We start from the raw sequence: 17745 nt of genomic DNA on the forward strand, positions 1-17745 counted from the left end.
GGAGTGGGATCATTACCAAGATGATTTGTCGGATGGAAAAGTAACAAGCAAAATCTACAGATACCCTCGTTTTTAAAAACGAATACATATCAATGGAATGGACGGCTCGTGTTTACAGGAGAAATGGAAGGATTCAGCGTGTAGAAAAATGGCTAAAACGAATTTCGTTTTAGCCATTTTTGATTAAGCTTTAGTATCATACTGGCGGAGCACCTTATCATAGGCGAAGTTGCCGAAAGGAATGAACGCCGCAAAAAAACCGGCGATCGACCATTTCAAATGCCAGCGAACCTTAAAGGTCACATATGCCAAAATAAGCATATAGATGACAAACAATGCGCCATGAAGAGAGCCTACAATGGTGACTGCCATCGGAATATCCGCAAAATATTTCAGAGGCATGGCAATTAAAAGAAGGGTTAAAAGAGACATACCCTCAATAAAACCCGCCTGTCGAAGACGGCTAATACTTGTATGCATATACAAATCCTCCTGTATAAAAGCTAGTTTCTCATCTTCTAATATAAACGAAAGATCGTCTGGACATGCTAAAATCTACGAAAAATTCAAAATATGTTCATGTAATGCTTAAAAAATGGGAATGATGCTGCGTTTCTAGATTCTAAAGATTATTTGATTAAATGAATCGAGCTAGACCATAAAAGTTAGATTTTTTGTTCTTATTAATATCCTTCACTTTCTTAATCGTAAACAATAAGATTATCCAAAAAAGGTATATATTTCATGATATGATAAATTATACATAAATTTGGAAAGAAGGTTGTTTTTATGGAATGGCAAAGGTGCCCTAGATGTAATAGTAACCGTGTGGGAAAGAGAGTAAGAAGTGCAGGTTGTGTTTCTGTCTTTCTCATGTTAGGTATTTCTTTCTATATCCCTTATATTATAACAAGGATAGTGTTTATCCCTTTTATTAAAGAGACGCTTGGAATTGTTTTGTTTGTCATCATATTTATTTACTTGTCTGGTTTAAGGGAAAGAATCGTTAGTTACTTGTACTGCAAAGACTGTGAGTTAAGCTTTAAGCCTCGAAAAAATTTGGACACCTAAACACCTTTTTGAATACAGAGGTGTTTTTTTAAATGCCTATAACATATATCTGGATCGGAAATTTGACAAATTGTTGCTTATGCGGCACTCAAACCTAGCTGTTTCGGCTCCATTTCTAATTTATGTTCCCGCATTAGAACCGCATCTCCACGTCTGCTATAATAAAAGGATGGATAGAAGAAAGAGATGTGAAATCTAGTGTCAAAAACAGTTGTATTAGCAGAGAAACCTTCAGTAGGACGTGACCTTGCGCGTGTGCTGAAGTGTCATAAAAAAGGAAATGGCTTTTTAGAAGGAGATCAATACATTGTGACGTGGGCGCTTGGCCATTTGGTCACACTGGCTGATCCAGAAGGCTACGGAAAAGAATTTCAATCCTGGCGTTTAGAGGATTTACCAATCATTCCAGAGCCGCTCAAGCTTGTGGTGATGAAAAAGACAGGCAAACAATTTCAAGCAGTGAAAGCGCAGCTTGCGAGAAAAGATGTCAAAGACATTGTCATTGCAACAGATGCTGGACGTGAAGGGGAGCTTGTCGCACGATGGATTCTTGAAAAAGCACATGTGAAAAAGCCCTTGAAACGACTATGGATCTCATCTGTCACGGACAAAGCCATTCAAGAAGGCTTCAAACGATTAAAAGACGGCAGAGAATACGATAACCTTTATCGCTCAGCGGTTGCACGAGCAGAGGCAGACTGGATTGTCGGCATCAACGCAACGAGAGCGCTGACGACCAAGTTCAATGCACAGCTTTCCTGCGGACGGGTACAAACACCAACGATTGCCATGATCGCCAAACGAGAAGAAGACATTCAGCAATTTCAGCCGAAGCCGTTCTATGGACTGACTGCACAAGTAGATGGACTTACTTTGACCTGGCAGGATGCCAAATCAAAGCAAAACCGCACATTCCAAGAGAATGTGATCAAAGAGCGCTTGGCAGCATGCAAAGGAAAACCAGCAGTGGTTGATGCGTTGAAAAAAACAGCGAAAAAAGCTTTTGCACCGGGGCTGTACGATCTGACTGAATTGCAGCGTGATGCGCATAAACGCTATGGCTTCTCAGCCAAAGAAACATTATCTACGCTTCAGCGATTGTATGAGCAGCATAAGCTCGTGACATATCCACGTACAGATTCACGCTTTATTTCAGCGGATATCGTTCCTACATTAAAAGATCGTTTAAAAGGAATGAACGTCAGACCGTACGCACAGCATGTGAACCGGATTTTACAATCAGGTGTGAAAGCGCACAAAGGCTTCGTCAATGATGCAAAAGTGTCAGATCACCATGCGATCATTCCAACCGAGGAAGAGCTGTATCCAGGTGCATTAAGTGATAAAGAGCGTAAATTATATGACCTCATTGCCAAACGCTTCCTTGCGGTACTCATGAATCCTTTTGAGTACGAAGAAACAACGGTTATTGCCAAGATAGGCAGTGAAACATTCACAGCAAAAGGGAAAACCGTGCAATCAGCTGGCTGGAAAGCCGTGTACGATGATTCCTATGAAGAAGAGGAATCAGCCGAGGCAGATCAACATTTGCCGCTGCTTTCAGAAGGACAGTCACTAGACGTACGACAGCTGAAAGAAACAAGAGGAGAAACGAAACCTCCTGCACGTTTTAATGAAGCGACCCTATTATCTGCTATGGAAAACCCAGCGGCATTTATGCAGAACGAGGAAAAGGACTTATTGAAAACCCTTGGTGAAACAGGTGGTCTAGGGACAGTAGCTACAAGAGCTGATATTATTGAAAAGCTGTTCAATAGCTTCTTAATCGAGAAAAAGGGCAAAGATATATTCATCACATCGAAAGGAAAGCAGCTGCTCTCGTTAGTGCCTGAAGACTTAAAGTCTCCTGCATTAACAGCGGAATGGGAACAAAAGCTTTCTAAAATCGCAAAAGGGCAATTGAAAGCTTCTCAATTCATGAGTGAAATGAAATCGTATGCCAAACAAGCCGTATCTGAAATCAAACAGACGAACCAGACTTTTAAGCATGACAATGTCACTGGCACCCATTGTCCTGACTGCGGAAAGCTGATGCTGAAAGTGAATGGAAAACATGGGACGATGCTCGTCTGTCAGGACCGGGAATGCGGCCACCGTAAAAATGTGGCGAAGAAAACAAACGCCCGCTGCCCGAACTGTCATAAAAAGCTCGAGCTGCGCGGAGAAGGCGATGGCAAAATCTTTGCTTGTGTATGCGGCCATAGAGAAAAGCTGTCTGTCTTCGAAAAACGTAAATCTCAATCCAATCAAAAGAAAGCCAGTAAGCACGATGTGTCTAAATATATGAAGAAACAAAAGAAAGTGGAAGAACCAATTAATAACGCACTAGCTGAACAATTAAAGAAATTAAAATTAGATCAATAGTTCTATAAAAACCCATGCGGAAACGCATGGGTTTTTCAGTGTTCGCATGCATATAGACATATTGTTTTTCTGAAAATGGGAATAAATGTGCGAAAAGACTCGTAAATTGGTATAAAATATTTATTTAAATTTAAACAAAAACGCTCTATAATAAACCGTTAGATGCTTAGAGAACGCGGAGTTGAAAGGGGACACGAATGCATACACGCATATATCGTACAGCAATTGTTTTACTCATTGTCATTCTACTAGGCGGATGTACCTGGGAACAGCAGAAAGAATCAGCTGATCCAGTATCACCACAGCCCGTATTGCCTGGAGAATATTTTATCACTCACCACTTAATGACAGATCAAGGCTTGATTCGCACCTCTTTTGCAGAGCAGCACATCTACTTATCTGAATCACTTGGACTTTGGATGGATTATCTTGTTCGAAAAAAAGATCAAAATTCATTTGACCAACAATTTGGTGTTCTGCAAGATCAATTTTTACTAGACGATCATCTTCTCAGCTGGCAAATTGAATCTGATCAAAAAAGTAAGGCCAATGCTTTAGTTGATGATTTACGTGTAGTGGCGGCACTTCAAAAGGCAAATCGTTTGTGGAAGAAGTCAGCGTATCAAACGACAGCAAAGGAAATCGCTCAAGCGTTAAAAGAAAAAAACATGTTCAAAGGCATATTGTCCGATTATTATGATGCATCAACAAATCGACCTTCACACACAATCACACTCTCTTATATAGACCCAAAAGCAATCAAAGAATTGGAATCCCTCCAAATATTCACGAAACAAATGACCAGTAACCAATTAACCATTCTAAAACAAGCACCGAGAAAAAAAGGATTCTTTCCTAAATCCTATGACATAAAGAAAAAAACCTATTCATTTGATCGAGAAATCAATATGATCGATCAACTTTATACAGCTTTACATGCCCATCATGCAAAGGTTAATACGTCCGCGATCATGAAATGGCTTAAAACGACTTTTAAACAAGAAGGAAAACTGTACGGGAGATATAAGCTGATCACATTAAAGCCATCTGTGACGTATGAATCGCCTTCGGTATATGCACTCGTCATATTGTATGCCCTTAAACAAAACGAGCTTGAATTTGCAAAGGTAGTCTATCACCGCATGAAAGAATTACAAACCCAAGATCCTCTCAAGCCTTATTACGGAGGATATATGAACGAAAAAGACACACACTCATTTGATAACTTATTGCCTCTGATTGCAGAAAGGGAGCTTCTAAATGAATCGGTTGTTCAGTAACACGTATCGCTTGTACTATTCTCTGCTCCTCACGTTTGCAGGCCTTATTTTGTTTATGGGCTACCTCAACGTACAAGATGCGGAGAGCTTTATGATCATCGCACTAACATTTGTCGTGTTAGGCTGCGGTATTTTATTTGGTATCCTACCAGCATTAATTTTTACCTTGCTTATTTTGTTTTTTATAGGAAGCACCATGTTCTTTACAGAGATTCGCCATGAAAATCCCCTTTTTTCAAATCAAACATTGCAAGATGTGGTGATTTGGGGCGTAGCCCTTCTTTTTTTCGCTATTTCAGCGGGAAGCTTGCATGAACGGATCAAGATGCTGCGTCACACCATTGAACAACAAAAGCAGGCCATCAAACAATTTGTGGCGATTGACTCGACAACAGGATTTGACAATGCTGAGCGGATGAAGCTCGAATTGTCCGAGGAAATGAAACGGGCAGAACGGTACAAACAGCCATTTGTCTTTATCCTTCTTCATATGAATTACGTGGCGGAATTCAAATCATTATATGGAGAAAAAGAAATGCAGCACCTATTTAAGCAATTAAGTCTCAAGATCCGCGAAAGCGTAAGAGAAACCGATAAGAAATTTCGATTATCCGAGGAGCGAATGGGCTTGCTGTTAACTCACACACCAGAAGAAAACGTGTCAGTTGTCCTTGATAAGCTAAAGGATAAACTGCAACCGCATGTCCTGTTAAACGGTCGTGAAGTGACCTTGACATTTCATGTCTGTCATTTAACAAGCAGCTCGGATTATCGTACGCCAGAGCAGTTTTTAGAAGAACTAGAAAACGAGATGATGATGAATGAACTTTAATTCTTTGATGAAATGTTGTTTGATGATCGCGCTTTTTTCGATTCTTTCGTTTAAACACATGGCTTCAGCCGATGCTCTTGTCACGCAGCCAAAAACCCTGATCGTTTATTCCACACCATCGGGGGAAGTGACTCCAGCCGTTCATATGCTGGATCTACTCGCCGGTCATTTTTCCAAACAGACGACGATTGTATCCGATGAACATTTGGCTGAAAAGAGGATCAATGAATTTCAGCAAGTCATTTATCTCGGTGAAATAAAGAGAGCCTTGCCAAAACAAACCATTCGTGCGATGAACGAATCACAGCAGGTCATCGCTATTGGATACAATGCGGAACAGCTTCGCCCATTCTCCAAGCTTACTTTTCACAAACAAGATCATACCAGTCAAATGAAACATACACATGATCAGACATACCGTCAGCTAGAGAGAAGTATCAGTGCGTTAACGGTTCGAGGGGCAGACTTGCAAAATGAATTTCTAGTAAAAAAACGTCAATCTGATTTGCCATTTGTGGTTCAAACAAAAGAAGGTGCGGCATATATCGGAATCTTAGATGTCGTGCAGCACAACAAGCTTCTTGCAGAAGTGCTAGAAAAATACATGCCATCTTCTGTGCAAATGACGACAAAATACTTAATGCTCGGGAACATCAGTCCAGCAAGTGACGAGAAAAAGCTGCTTGAACTTGGACAATACGTATCCGCACGGCATATTCCTTTTCAGATCGCAGTGACCCCTGTTTGGATGGATCGAGAAACAGGTGATGAAGTCACACTGAGTGACCGCCCGAAGCTCGTGAATGTGTTAAAACAATTGCAAGGCAATGGAGCGAGTATCATTCTTCATGGCTTTAGCCGTACGTATCGAACGGAGGAATCTGGTCAGGGCTTTGAGTTCTGGGATGCAAAGTATGATCAGCCCATTACGTCAAATGAACCAAAAAAAGCCGAGAAGAAGAGAAGTGAAAGCCAATTCCCAAATGAAAAAGACTTTCATACGTATACCAAATCGAATCAGCAGCAAGAAATCGCCTATACAGAAGAAAAACTGACAAAGGGCATTGAGCTTCTTGCCCAGCAAGGTCTATATTCTCTTGCGTTCGAGGTGCCGCATGATGCCATATCTCAACAAGGTTATGAAGTGATTTCAAGGCATGTTTCCAGTCTATTTGGACAGGTGCAGCTGTCAGACCGTACTTGGAAAACAGTCGGTGCATCGCCGCTGGTGACGTCTCCTGCCATGTTACATGGCATGACCCTATATCCTCAGCGGCAAGTTGAGACAGCGTCTGACCAAGAAGGTTCAAATGTTTTAACTGAACAGACGATTCAATCCGTGCAGCATCTGCAATCAGCCGCAATTGGGCTGTCCTATGATGTGGAATCAGGAATAGCCGGATTACAGCAGCTGATGACACAGATGGAGGCAATCCCTTCTAGCGAATGGCTGGATTTAAAGAAAACAAAACAGACGGTCCAAACTGCACATGTAAAAATCGAAACATCAGGGAATGGACATATTCAAGTAGAGCAATCCAACATAGCCGAAACAAAAACAGTCAAAAGAAGCGGCATGGAAAATATGCTGCGAATCCTCACAGTCGTGGTGATGCTATTTATTGCGGCATTTGCTTTATACACATTGTATTTAAGACTAACAATGAAAAAACGAATTTTTAAGGAGAGAAAATTAGGTGGCTGATGTCTTATTTTATCTTTCATTAATACTGATTTGGATCATGCTCCTATACCACATGTTTCTCATGCAGGGCGGCTTTCAGCATTACCTCACCTATGAAAAAGTGCTGCCTAAATGGACAAAACAAGGGAAAGAGCTGCCGACCGTCAGTATCCTGATCCCTGCTCATAATGAAGAAGTCGTCATTCGGCAGACGATAAAAGCGATGGTTCAGCTATCTTATCCTAAACACCTCCTTGAAATCATTGTGATTAATGACAATTCCTCTGATCGCACAGGAGATATTGTGCAATCATTCAGTGAGCAATATGATCATGTCCATATGATTGAAACGAAGCCGCCATTTGCAGGGAAAGGGAAATCCACTGCGCTGAATGAAGGCTTGAAGGCTTCGACAGGAGAAGTGATTTGCGTATACGATGCAGATAACATGCCTGAACAAAAGGCTGTCTATCATTTGGTTCTTGGGTTACTAAATGACCCAAAAGCCGGCGCTGTTGTCGGGAAATTCAGGGTAATCAATGCTTCCAAAAATTTACTGACCAAATTTATAAATATTGAGACCATCTGCTTTCAATGGATGGCGCAGGGCGGGAGATGGAAGTGGTTTGGGATTGCGACAATACCAGGCACAAACTTCGCCATCCGCCGGCACATTTTAGAAGAGCTTGGCGGCTGGGATGTCCATGCTCTGGCTGAGGACACCGAATTAACGATCCGTGTCTATAACCTTGGGTATGTGATTCGATTTTTCCCAGCTGCAATCACATGGGAACAAGAGCCTGAGACATGGAAGGTCTGGTGGCGGCAAAGAACGCGCTGGGCTAGAGGGAATCAATATGTTGTCCTCAAATTTTTAAGGCAGTTTATGAAGCTGAAACGAAAACGAATGATTTTCGATTTGTTTTATTTCTTCTTTACGTATTTCTTATTTTTCTTCGGTGTTCTGCTTTCAAATGGCATCTTTATTGTGAACCTATTTGTTGACCTTCACTTATCTGTAGGGGCTGTCGAACTGATCCTGTGGGGATTAGCCTTCTTCCTCTTTCTAACAGAAGTGATGATTACATTAAGTATTGAGAAAACAGAGCTTACCAAACAAAACATTCTCATTGTGGTCCTCATGTACTTCACCTATTCTCAAGTATGGATTGCGCTTGTCGTGTACTCCTTATGTGTAGAGGTGAAGAGCCGATTATTGAAACAAGAAGTGAAATGGTACAAAACGGAGCGTTACGATCAACAACAAAAGAAAAGTGGGTGACAAATTGAAATCGGTCAAATGGATGATTTTTATATTAGCGCTATCCCTTGCCATTCAGCCTTTTTTCATGGCAGGTCAAGCAATGGCGCAATCCAATCGAGTACAAGTGAAAGACGATTGGGTTCGCTCATCAAAAGGAATTCAAACAGAAACGCAGCATCTATCAGAAGATGTGGTGACCTTGTATGGACAAGAAGACCGCACTGAATTTTCCTATCAAATGGAGAAAGAAAAAGTAGAGTCTAGCACTCTTACATTAAATATAGAGGCTTCACCATTACTCATTTCACCATCGTCTTTCACAGTGATGATCGATGGAGAGATTGAAAAGACAATCCCCGTCTCAGGGAAAAACCAAAAAAAATCGATTCAAATCAAATTGAACAAAGCGCAATTGAAAAAAGGATCTCATCAAATTCAGCTCGCATTTTATGGTGTGTTAAAAGAAGGTGTGTGTATCAACCAAGAGACACCTGCCAATTGGCTGAAAGTATATCCTGAAAGTGAGCTGGCGTTCAAAGGATCTCAAACGAAAGACGTGACGTTAGACAGCTTCCCTTCACCTTTTATTCAATCAGGTGATCAGAAAGAACAAACAGATATTGTGATTCCAAATAGACCGGAAGCGGCTGAATTAGAAGCGGCTATGAAAGTATATCGTACGTTGAAAAACAAAGACCGCCTAGCAGACCTCAAACTCGTTCAAGAAAAGGACGTCGAGCAAATTGCGCATCCAACCATTGCTGTAGGAGCAAAAGGAAGCTGGAATGGACGAATGAAATCGATCGAGCAAGCTGCTGGGATTAAAACAGAAGGCAATCAACTTACATTAGCGGTGAGAACCCTGACAGCAAAGAAAAAAGAACAGCCCATTTTATTTGTCACTGCTAAGCAGCCAAAGACAATTGCTGAAAAAATCAATGTCCTGACTCAGCCAGAACTGACGGTTCAGCTCACTGGTACCGACTTGCTGTTGCAAAAGGTGACAGCTAATGCTTCTAAGCCATCGCATCATATTCGTTTAATAGATTTTGGCGGAGATGATGTCACAGTTGGAACCAAAAAGACGGCATCTGATCACTACTATTATCCGAAAGCATTAATCGCTCAACAAAAATCAGGTGCAAAACTAAATCTATCATTTAAAAAATCGGATCCAGCGAACAAAGCGGAACGTCTAACAGTGATGATCAATAACGAACCGCACGACGTACCGTTAACAAAACTAGGAAACAAAGATGAAAATGGTTTCTATCATGTGTCGATTCCAGTAGATTCACAAGTACTTCAAAAGAACGAATATGTGGACTTACAGTTTGTCACAACAGGTTTTAAAAACATGGAATCCTGCAGACATACGGATGAAGAAGGCTGGATTTACATTGACAAGGACAGCTCTCTTCAAATACTAGAAGGAACAACTAGTGATACACCGGATTTAGCCGCATGGCCGCTTCCTTACACTTCAGAAACGCAGCAAGGAAACACATTGATCATTATGCCAGATCAAATCAATCAAGCATCAATCAATCAAATGGCAATGCTGACAGAATCATTTAGTCAGCCGGAAGCTACTCACTATCATTTGATTGAAGCATCGAATGTGACAAATGAACAATTGAAAAAGAACTCTCTCCTTTTCATCGGGGGCATCCAGACATTCTCTCTTTTAAAAGAAAAAGCAGACGATCTCATCGTTCCGGCGAAAAAAAAGGGTCAATATGATGTATCCTCATTTGGCATGATCAACGAAACAACAGCTCGTATTGTATGGACGCAGCCATCCGTATGGAATAAAGAACAAACAATGACTGTTTTTGCAGGAATGACTGAAGCTGACGCTGATGTTTCAAATGAAGTGATTCGTTTCCTTCAAACAAATACGGAGACCGCAACAGTTGCAATAGAAAGCAAAAACAAAGACATGTTCTCTAATCACCAAACAGTCAACAGCACATCAAATGATCTTAAAAAAGATGAAAAGCAAGGCGTCGGTGAGTCTTGGATTTACTTTGCATGTATCGCTGTCTTGATCATTTTTGTCGTTGTGATGATTGTTTATTTCGTACGAAAAAACCGCAAAAAGACTGATTAATAAACGGTCAAAAGACCTCGGAAAAATCTCTTTACTTTGGTGTCAAACGGGAGTATGATCTCTTTTATAAAAGACCAATCGCTGAATCATTTCGATGAGCGGGGGAACCAATTGTGGTGTTAAGCACCACGTGGGGTGAATCCTTTTTAGGTAGGGCAAAGTCTCATGCGCCCGAATCCGTCAGCTAACCTCGTAAGCGTTAAAGAGAGCAAAGACCAACCTGTGATCTAAAGAATAGGCACAGGGGCATTCTATTGCCTCTGTGTCTTTTTGGCGATCCATCTTTTGCAACTTAAATCGTTTGACACTAAAGGAGCGGGCATCACATGTACAGTTTGATGAAGCGTATTTTAATTGGTAAACCATTAAAATCACAAGCAGCAGGAGAACAAAAACTATCAAAAATCAAAGCGTTGGCATTATTGTCATCAGACGCATTGTCATCAGTTGCATATGGTACAGAACAAATCTTAATTGTTCTATCTGTCGTTAGTGCAGCAGCATTTTGGTACTCACTCCCGATTGCAGGTTGTGTATTAATTCTTTTAATGGCGTTAATTCTATCTTACCGCCAGATCATTTATGCTTATCCAGAAGGCGGCGGGGCATATGTCGTCTCTAGCAGAAACCTAGGTGAAAAACCGGGATTGATCGCTGGTGGATCATTGCTTGTAGACTATATTTTGACTGTAGCAGTGAGCATATCAGCTGGTACTGATGCCATCACATCGGCTTTTCCAGCACTATATCCATATCATGTCTTGATCTCAATTGTATTGGTCATCGTGATTATGGTGCTCAATCTTCGTGGATTGACAGAATCGGCATCTATTTTGGCTTATCCTGTCTACTTGTTTGTATTTTCACTCCTGATATTAATTGGAGTCGGCGGATTTAAATTGTTAACAGGCGGCGTACCGCCAGCACCTGAGCATGCAGCGGTAGGCACACACGTACAAGGCATTACATTATTTCTGTTATTAAAAGCTTTTTCATCTGGCTGTTCTGCTCTGACTGGAGTAGAAGCCATTTCAAATACCATTCCATCCTTTAAAAAACCAGCTGCTCAAAATGCAGCAAGAACATTATTGATGATGGGTGGATTACTAGCTGTTTTATTTGTGGGAGTCACATTGCTTGCGTTTGGTTTCGGCATCTCGCCAAAGCCAGAAGAAACAGTTGTATCACAAATTGCATCAGACACTTTTGGACGTACGTTTTTCTATTACGTCATTCAGGCAGTCACAGCGCTAATCCTAATATTAGCAGCAAATACCGGCTTTTCAGCCTTTCCATTATTGGCTGTCAATTTAGCAAAGGATAAGTATATGCCGCGTATGTTTACGGTAAGAGGAGACCGGCTTGGTTACTCTAACGGCATTATCTTTTTAGGCGTAGCTTCCATGCTGCTCATCTGGTTGTTTGATGGAAAAACAGAACATCTTATCCCGCTATATGCTGTCGGTGTGTTTATTCCATTTACCCTGTCGCAGACCGGCATGTGTGTGAAGTGGATTCGAGAAAAACCGCAGGGCTGGAAAACGAAAATGCCAATCAATATCGTCGGAGCACTGATTTCTTTTACAGTTTTCATGATACTCATTTTGACCAAGTTCCATCTCGTATGGCCAGTATTTGTTTTCATGCCTATTGTTCTATTTATCTTTCATTCCATTAAAAAGCATTACCTGTCTGTTGGAGAACAACTGCGTTTATTGAATGAAACAGAGCGTGTTGAGATTAAAGGGAATGTGGTCATCGTACCGATAGCAGGTGTAACACGTGTCGTCGAACAATCTGTCCAATATGCAAAGTCTTTGTCAGATCAAGTCATAGCGGTTCATGTATCCTTTGATAAAGAAAAGGATAAGAAAATTGAAGAGGATTGGGAAAAACTAAACAGCGGTGTACGGCTTGTGATGCTGCATTCTTCCTATCGAAGCCTCATTCACCCGCTTGATAAATTTCTTGAAACCATTGAGGCAAAAGCAAATGCGCATCAATATAAAGTGATGGTGCTCGTGCCTCAATTTATCCCGAAAAAAAGATGGCACACCATTTTGCATAATCAATCTGCCTTTTTATTAAGATTCCGCCTATTATGGAAGCGGGATATTGTGGTGGCAACCCTGCCTTATCATTTTAAAAAGTAGCAGAAGCAAGTTGAAACGTTTGATCAAAAGGATACGGTGGTATGGAGTAAGAAAAAAGGAGTTTTCTCACATGCCGCAAAGAACCGCAGGAAAAGAAGTAACAGCGCTACTGGAAGAGTGGGGCGTGAAACATATTTATGGAATGCCCGGCGACAGCATAAACGAATTGATTGAAGAACTTAGGCATGAATCAAGCCAAATAAAATTTATCCAAACGAGACATGAAGAAGTGGCAGCACTTTCAGCGGCAGCTGATGCTAAACTAACAGGTAAACTCGGTGTCTGCTTATCTATCGCTGGGCCGGGTGCTGTCCACTTATTAAATGGACTGTATGATGCAAAAGCAGATGGTGCACCAGTTTTAGCAATTGCAGGGCAGGTTGCTTCGGCCGAAGTAGGCAGAGACGCATTCCAAGAAATCAAATTAGAGCGGATGTTTGACGATGTCGCTGTCTTTAATCAGCAGGTACAGACAGCAGAAGCGTTGCCTGACTTATTGAATCAAGCCATCAAAGCAGCTTATACCCATAAAGGTGTGGCAGTTCTCACCGTATCGGATGACTTATTTTCTCAAAAAATTAAGCGTAAACCCGTCTATACATCTCCTCTTTATGTTGAAGGAGAAGTACGGCCAAAGAAAGATCAACTGCTAAAGGCAGCTCAGCTGATTAACAATGCGAAGAAGCCAGTCATCTTAGCAGGTAAAGGATTAAGAAATGCAAAAGAAGAGCTTCTTTCATTTGCAGAAAAGGCAGCTGCTCCTATCGTCATCACACTCCCTGCAAAAGGGGTTGTGCCAGACAGGCATCCATACTTTTTAGGTAACCTAGGTCAAATTGGAACGAAGCCTGCATATGAAGCGATGGAAGAATGTGATCTCTTAATTATGCTTGGCACCTCCTTTCCATATAGAGACTACTTACCAGAGGACACGCCAGCCATTCAACTGGATATTAAACCAGACCAAATCGGTAAAAGATATCCGGTAGATGTGGGCATCGTGAGCGACAGCAAGAGTGGTTTGCATGAACTGACTTCCTACATTGAATATAAAGAGCAGCGTGGTTTTCTCGAAGCTTGTACAGAGCATATGATGAAGTGGAGAAAAGAGATGGATAAGGAAAAATCCGTTGCTACTTCACCGATTAAACCACAGCAAGTCATTGCTAGACTAGAAGAAGCAGTTGAAGACGACGCCATTCTTTCAGTTGATGTTGGTAATGTGACGGTATGGATGGCACGTCATTTTGAAATGAAACAGCAGGATTTCATTATCTCCAGCTGGCTTGCCACAATGGGCTGCGGTTTACCTGGTGCGATTTCAGCTAAGTTGAATGAACCGAACCGACAAGCCATTGCTGTTTGTGGTGATGGAGGCTTCACAATGGTCATGCAAGACTTTGTGACAGCTGTAAAATATAAGCTGCCGATCGTTGTCGTGATCTTAAACAACAGCAACCTGGGAATGATTGAATATGAACAACAGGTAAAAGGAAACATGAATTATGGAATAGAGCTGGAGGATATTGATTTTGCTAAGTTTGCAGAAGCATGTGGCGGCAAAGGAATCTCCGTGTCATCACATGAGGAACTAGCTCCAGCCTTTGATACAGCCCTTCAATCCGATAAACCAGTCATTATTGATGTCGCTGTCGCCAATGAACCTCCGTTACCTGGGAAAATCACGTACACCCAAGCAGCAGGCTTCAGTAAATATTTATTGAAAAAATTCTTTGAAAAAGGTGAGCTGGATATCCCTCCACTCAAGAAAAGTTTAAAACGCTTTTTCTAAACACAAGGTAGTCGGTCTTCTGAAAAGAAGGCTGACTTTTTTTGTGATGATTAGGGGGAAATCATTTCAATTGTCACTTGCCTTCATCTCTATTAAAATATTTGGAAATTATTTTTGTAACTTAAAGCCTATTTTTCCAATTCGCTGAGAAAGGTAAAATAGACTTTATGATCAATAATGGAGGGAGTGACTTCTTCTGGGCAAGATACTTGATGCAAAAGCACTAACAAATGCTATGGATGCAAGGGCAAAACACTACCAAGAACTCCGCGAACAAATGGTAGATTTAAAAAAGACACTTCAAGGCGTGGCAAACCTCGGTGATGAATTCACGGGAAAAGGCGCCGATAACATTAAAAGCTTCTACAAAGAACTGGCTGGAAATGTAGACATGTTTATCAGCTTCATTGATAAGCAGAAAGCTTTTCATGAAGGCGTTTCTGGGACACTTGATGATACGAATTTTGGCGGCGATACCTTTGTAGAAGAACACTTTTTAGACAACGCTGTACATATGGGAATCAAAAACGCCAAAAGTATTGTAAAGGATCAAAAAAAGGCACTCAAAACGATTTTTCAAGACATCGATGACCTCATCTCTCTAGAAGTATTTGATAGTCAAAGCTTTGATGAAAAGATTGCAGATGCGGAAGACGAGCGAAAAAAGACAGTAAAAGACCTAAGAGAGCTTGATCAAAATTTAAAAGATGAATATGCTTTGTCAGAGACGGAGCAGCAAGCTACAATGGCATTGTACGCAGAAATGATGAATGCGACAAATGATGGAAAAGCCATTTCGCCGATGAATTTTGACAAGAAAGCGTATCAAAATAGCGAAATCTACAAGGCAAAAAGCGATATTGAGAAGCAAACTTCTGAATATCTCAAAATTAAAAAAGAACAAGAGGAAGCCCGCGAGATCGCAAAGGAACAAGAAGCACTCGCCAACCGTCCTTGGTATGAAAAAGCACTTGATTATGGTGGAAATATCGTGAATGAACTGACTGGTGTGAACGATGCAAAACGCGCCGCAACGGGCGTTGACCCGATCACAGGCGAAGAACTTACCGCAGGACAGCGCGTCGCCGCAGGCGGCATGGCAGCAGCAGGTTATATCCCAATCGTCGGCTGGGCAGGCCGCATTTTCAAAGGCGGGAAAGCCGTTTATAAAACGACTCAAGCGACGTCAGCCGCAGTACGAGCAGTCGACATCTACAAGACCTCGCAAAAATCCTTTGATGCCTTAAAAACATCCCAAAAAGGCTTATATGGCCTCACCGCCACCAACGGCTTCAGCGAAGCGATTACGGGGCGTGATATGTTTGGGAATAAGATCTCGAAAGAAAAGCAGGAAGCGAGTATGAACGCGGCGCTGGGAATGCTTTTGCCATTTGGGGCGAAAGGGTTTCATGGGAAGATGGGGATAAAAGAGACTGAGAAAAGGCGCATCGACTATTTGAGAAATAAATATGGGAAGATTGATTCCAAAGAATTAAATGAAAGAATTAATTTACGTGGAGAAACGATAAAAGAACTAAATAAATTAAAAGATAGTGGTATTAGCAAAAAGAAAATGGGACCCGCCTTTGCTGGAGTTTATGATAAACAGACTGGGAAATACTCATATGCAATAAATGATTATGATGGAAAGTTACCAGAGTTACACCCCTTAATAAATGCCAAATATGATAAAATGCCAAAAGAGGTTATAGATTCATATACATTTACAAAAGGTGCGGGGTCACATGCAGAGGTGATCGCATTGAATAATGCCTTAAAGGCTAACCCAGGCGCTAGTTTGGATAATTTTATATTGAATGTTGTTAGAACAGGTCAAAGTAGAGTGAAACCGGCGGGAATGATGTTTCCAAGGTGCCCTCATTGTGCTTACCTTACAGATGGGTCTAAAATTATCACGGAGGTTCCCAAAAATGTTAAATGATATATTGCAAAAAGATTTTATTTTAGAAAATGGCACTGAGTTTGAAGAATGCTTAGAATATGGAGGACCTTACGAACTAGCAATAGTGAGATACACTGAGGATGGTAAAGAAGAACTGTTTACGGGGTTAGCCTATGATATATATGAAAACGGGAATATTGAGAGTTACTTCTATGTAGAACAAGGAGTTAAACAAGGGAAGTATGTTGAATTCTATCCGAACGGAAATGTCAAGAAAATAGGACATCTAAGTAAAAATGCCGCAGATGGATATCAAGTTGAGTTTTTTGAGAATGGAAATAAAAAGTATGAATCTGAATGTGTTGCCGGTCGAGAAATGAATTATATAAAGTATGACGAGAATGGAAATGTTTTAGAGGAAAAAGCAGAACCTAATGAATCCGACTTGAAATATGCCGAAAAATTCAACAATTTATAATGTGGTTTGTATGAATAGTGAGGAAATGAATGAGTTATTAGAAAGATTTAAAAATGAACAAAACGCTCTCTTGCCTAAAGTGCAATTAAAAAATAATTTTCAACTAGAGAACATAAGGTATATTGCAGGGGTAGATGTAGCTTATTTTGATATTAAAGGGAAAACAAATGGTGTTTGTTGTATCGTCGTCTTTGATTTGATAGAAAAACAAGTGATAGAAAAAGTGCATAGCCATGGAGAAATAAGGGTTCCATATATAGCAGGTTTTCTTGCTTTTCGTGAAATGCCATTAATCAAAGATGCAGTAAAAAAGCTGACGAAACAAGTGGATGTCTACATGTTTGATGGAAATGGTTATTTACATTATAGACATATGGGTATTGCTACCCAAGCCTCTTTTTTCTTAAATAAGCCTACCATCGGTGTGGCAAAAAGTTATTTGAAGATTAATGGAATAGATTTTACCATGCCTCAAAATAAAGAAAATGAATACACAGATATTGTTATAAATAATGAAATATATGGGAGAGCCCTCAGAACTAGAGTGAATGTTAAGCCTATTTTTATTTCATGTGGTAACTGGATCGATTTAGATACAACTACAGAAATTGTTATGAAACTTATTGATAAGAACAGCCGATTGCCAACCCCTGTAAGATTTGCAGATATTGAGACTCATGCTATTCGAAAAGAATTATTAGCAAAAGAATAGAGAAATTGTGAAAATACACATTCTATAGCTTTATTGAAAAGGTACCAAAGACACCAACCACCACAAAAAAGGAGAATA

12 protein-coding genes and 1 riboswitch are annotated in these 17745 nt (G+C 40.7%); of the genes, 11 read left to right on the forward strand and 1 reads right to left on the reverse strand.

Annotated features, from left to right (window positions below; genetic code table 11):
• Positions 1 to 183: 183 nt before the first annotated feature.
• On the reverse strand, positions 184 to 480 hold the full coding sequence (locus C6W21_RS16000; protein ID WP_008347156.1) for a DUF3817 domain-containing protein: 297 nt from the start codon (positions 478 to 480) through the stop codon (positions 184 to 186).
• Between the two features lie 789 nt (positions 481 to 1269).
• Between C6W21_RS16000 and C6W21_RS16005 the strand changes: the two genes are divergently transcribed.
• The 11 genes from C6W21_RS16005 (at position 1270) to C6W21_RS16060 (ending at position 17667) form a co-directional block, all read left to right on the forward strand.
• Positions 1270 to 3456 (forward strand): DNA topoisomerase III, encoded by a 2187-nt coding sequence (locus C6W21_RS16005; protein WP_106051294.1) that lies wholly within the window; start codon positions 1270 to 1272, stop codon positions 3454 to 3456.
• A 197-nt stretch (positions 3457 to 3653) separates the two neighbouring features.
• Positions 3654 to 4736 carry a glycosyl hydrolase family 8 gene (locus tag C6W21_RS16010; protein ID WP_106056717.1) on the forward strand — a complete coding sequence of 361 codons (1083 nt, stop codon included), beginning with the start codon at positions 3654 to 3656 and terminating at the stop codon, positions 4734 to 4736.
• A complete protein-coding gene (locus C6W21_RS16015; RefSeq protein WP_106051297.1) occupies positions 4717 to 5568 on the forward strand; it encodes a diguanylate cyclase domain-containing protein in 852 nt (283 codons plus the stop codon). Before C6W21_RS16010 ends, C6W21_RS16015 begins: the two co-directional genes overlap by 20 nt.
• Entirely contained in the window at positions 5558 to 7273 is a 1716-nt protein-coding gene (locus C6W21_RS16020; protein WP_106056719.1) for a DUF2334 domain-containing protein, read from the forward strand. The genes C6W21_RS16015 and C6W21_RS16020 overlap by 11 nt, the downstream gene beginning before the upstream one ends.
• A gap of 37 nt (positions 7274 to 7310) precedes the next feature.
• Complete coding sequence (locus C6W21_RS16025; RefSeq protein WP_411266045.1) at positions 7311 to 8534, forward strand: glycosyltransferase family 2 protein; 1224 nt, start codon at positions 7311 to 7313, stop codon at positions 8532 to 8534.
• A gap of 4 nt (positions 8535 to 8538) precedes the next feature.
• The gene (locus C6W21_RS16030) at positions 8539 to 10629 is read left to right on the forward strand and encodes a cellulose biosynthesis cyclic di-GMP-binding regulatory protein BcsB (protein ID WP_106056723.1); all 2091 of its coding nucleotides are present in this window, start codon (positions 8539 to 8541) and stop codon (positions 10627 to 10629) included.
• A 69-nt stretch (positions 10630 to 10698) separates the two neighbouring features.
• Positions 10699 to 10843, forward strand: a riboswitch (cyclic di-AMP (ydaO/yuaA leader).
• A gap of 112 nt (positions 10844 to 10955) precedes the next feature.
• A complete protein-coding gene (locus tag C6W21_RS16035; RefSeq protein ID WP_106056725.1) occupies positions 10956 to 12782 on the forward strand; it encodes an APC family permease in 1827 nt (608 codons plus the stop codon).
• A 70-nt stretch (positions 12783 to 12852) separates the two neighbouring features.
• Entirely contained in the window at positions 12853 to 14574 is a 1722-nt protein-coding gene (locus tag C6W21_RS16040; RefSeq protein ID WP_106056727.1) for a pyruvate oxidase, read from the forward strand.
• Positions 14575 to 14770: 196 nt separating this feature from the next.
• Positions 14771 to 16516, forward strand: coding sequence for a T7SS effector LXG polymorphic toxin (locus C6W21_RS16045; protein ID WP_223249622.1), 1746 nt, complete (start codon positions 14771 to 14773; stop codon positions 16514 to 16516).
• Entirely contained in the window at positions 16506 to 16955 is a 450-nt protein-coding gene (locus C6W21_RS16055; protein WP_106037116.1) for a toxin-antitoxin system YwqK family antitoxin, read from the forward strand. The genes C6W21_RS16045 and C6W21_RS16055 overlap by 11 nt, the downstream gene beginning before the upstream one ends.
• A gap of 10 nt (positions 16956 to 16965) precedes the next feature.
• Positions 16966 to 17667, forward strand: coding sequence for an endonuclease V (locus C6W21_RS16060; RefSeq protein ID WP_106051496.1), 702 nt, complete (start codon positions 16966 to 16968; stop codon positions 17665 to 17667).
• The last annotated feature ends 78 nt before the right edge of the window (positions 17668 to 17745 follow it).

It is taken from the genome of Bacillus sp. NMCN1, assembly GCF_002998085.1.
In the GTDB taxonomy this organism is placed as follows: domain Bacteria; phylum Bacillota; class Bacilli; order Bacillales; family Bacillaceae; genus Bacillus.

Coding starts and splice junctions, on each gene's coding strand:
- C6W21_RS16040 (WP_106056727.1), top strand. CDS start 12,853: ATGCCGCAAAGAACCGCAGGAAAAGAAGTAACAGCGCTACTGGAAGAG.
- C6W21_RS16035 (WP_106056725.1), top strand. CDS start 10,956: ATGTACAGTTTGATGAAGCGTATTTTAATTGGTAAACCATTAAAATCA.
- C6W21_RS16060 (WP_106051496.1), top strand. CDS start 16,966: ATGAATAGTGAGGAAATGAATGAGTTATTAGAAAGATTTAAAAATGAA.
- C6W21_RS16015 (WP_106051297.1), top strand. CDS start 4,717: ATGAATCGGTTGTTCAGTAACACGTATCGCTTGTACTATTCTCTGCTC.
- C6W21_RS16010 (WP_106056717.1), top strand. CDS start 3,654: ATGCATACACGCATATATCGTACAGCAATTGTTTTACTCATTGTCATT.
- C6W21_RS16055 (WP_106037116.1), top strand. CDS start 16,506: ATGTTAAATGATATATTGCAAAAAGATTTTATTTTAGAAAATGGCACT.
- C6W21_RS16025 (WP_411266045.1), top strand. CDS start 7,311: ATGCTCCTATACCACATGTTTCTCATGCAGGGCGGCTTTCAGCATTAC.
- C6W21_RS16000 (WP_008347156.1), bottom strand. CDS start 480: ATGCATACAAGTATTAGCCGTCTTCGACAGGCGGGTTTTATTGAGGGT.
- C6W21_RS16020 (WP_106056719.1), top strand. CDS start 5,558: ATGAACTTTAATTCTTTGATGAAATGTTGTTTGATGATCGCGCTTTTT.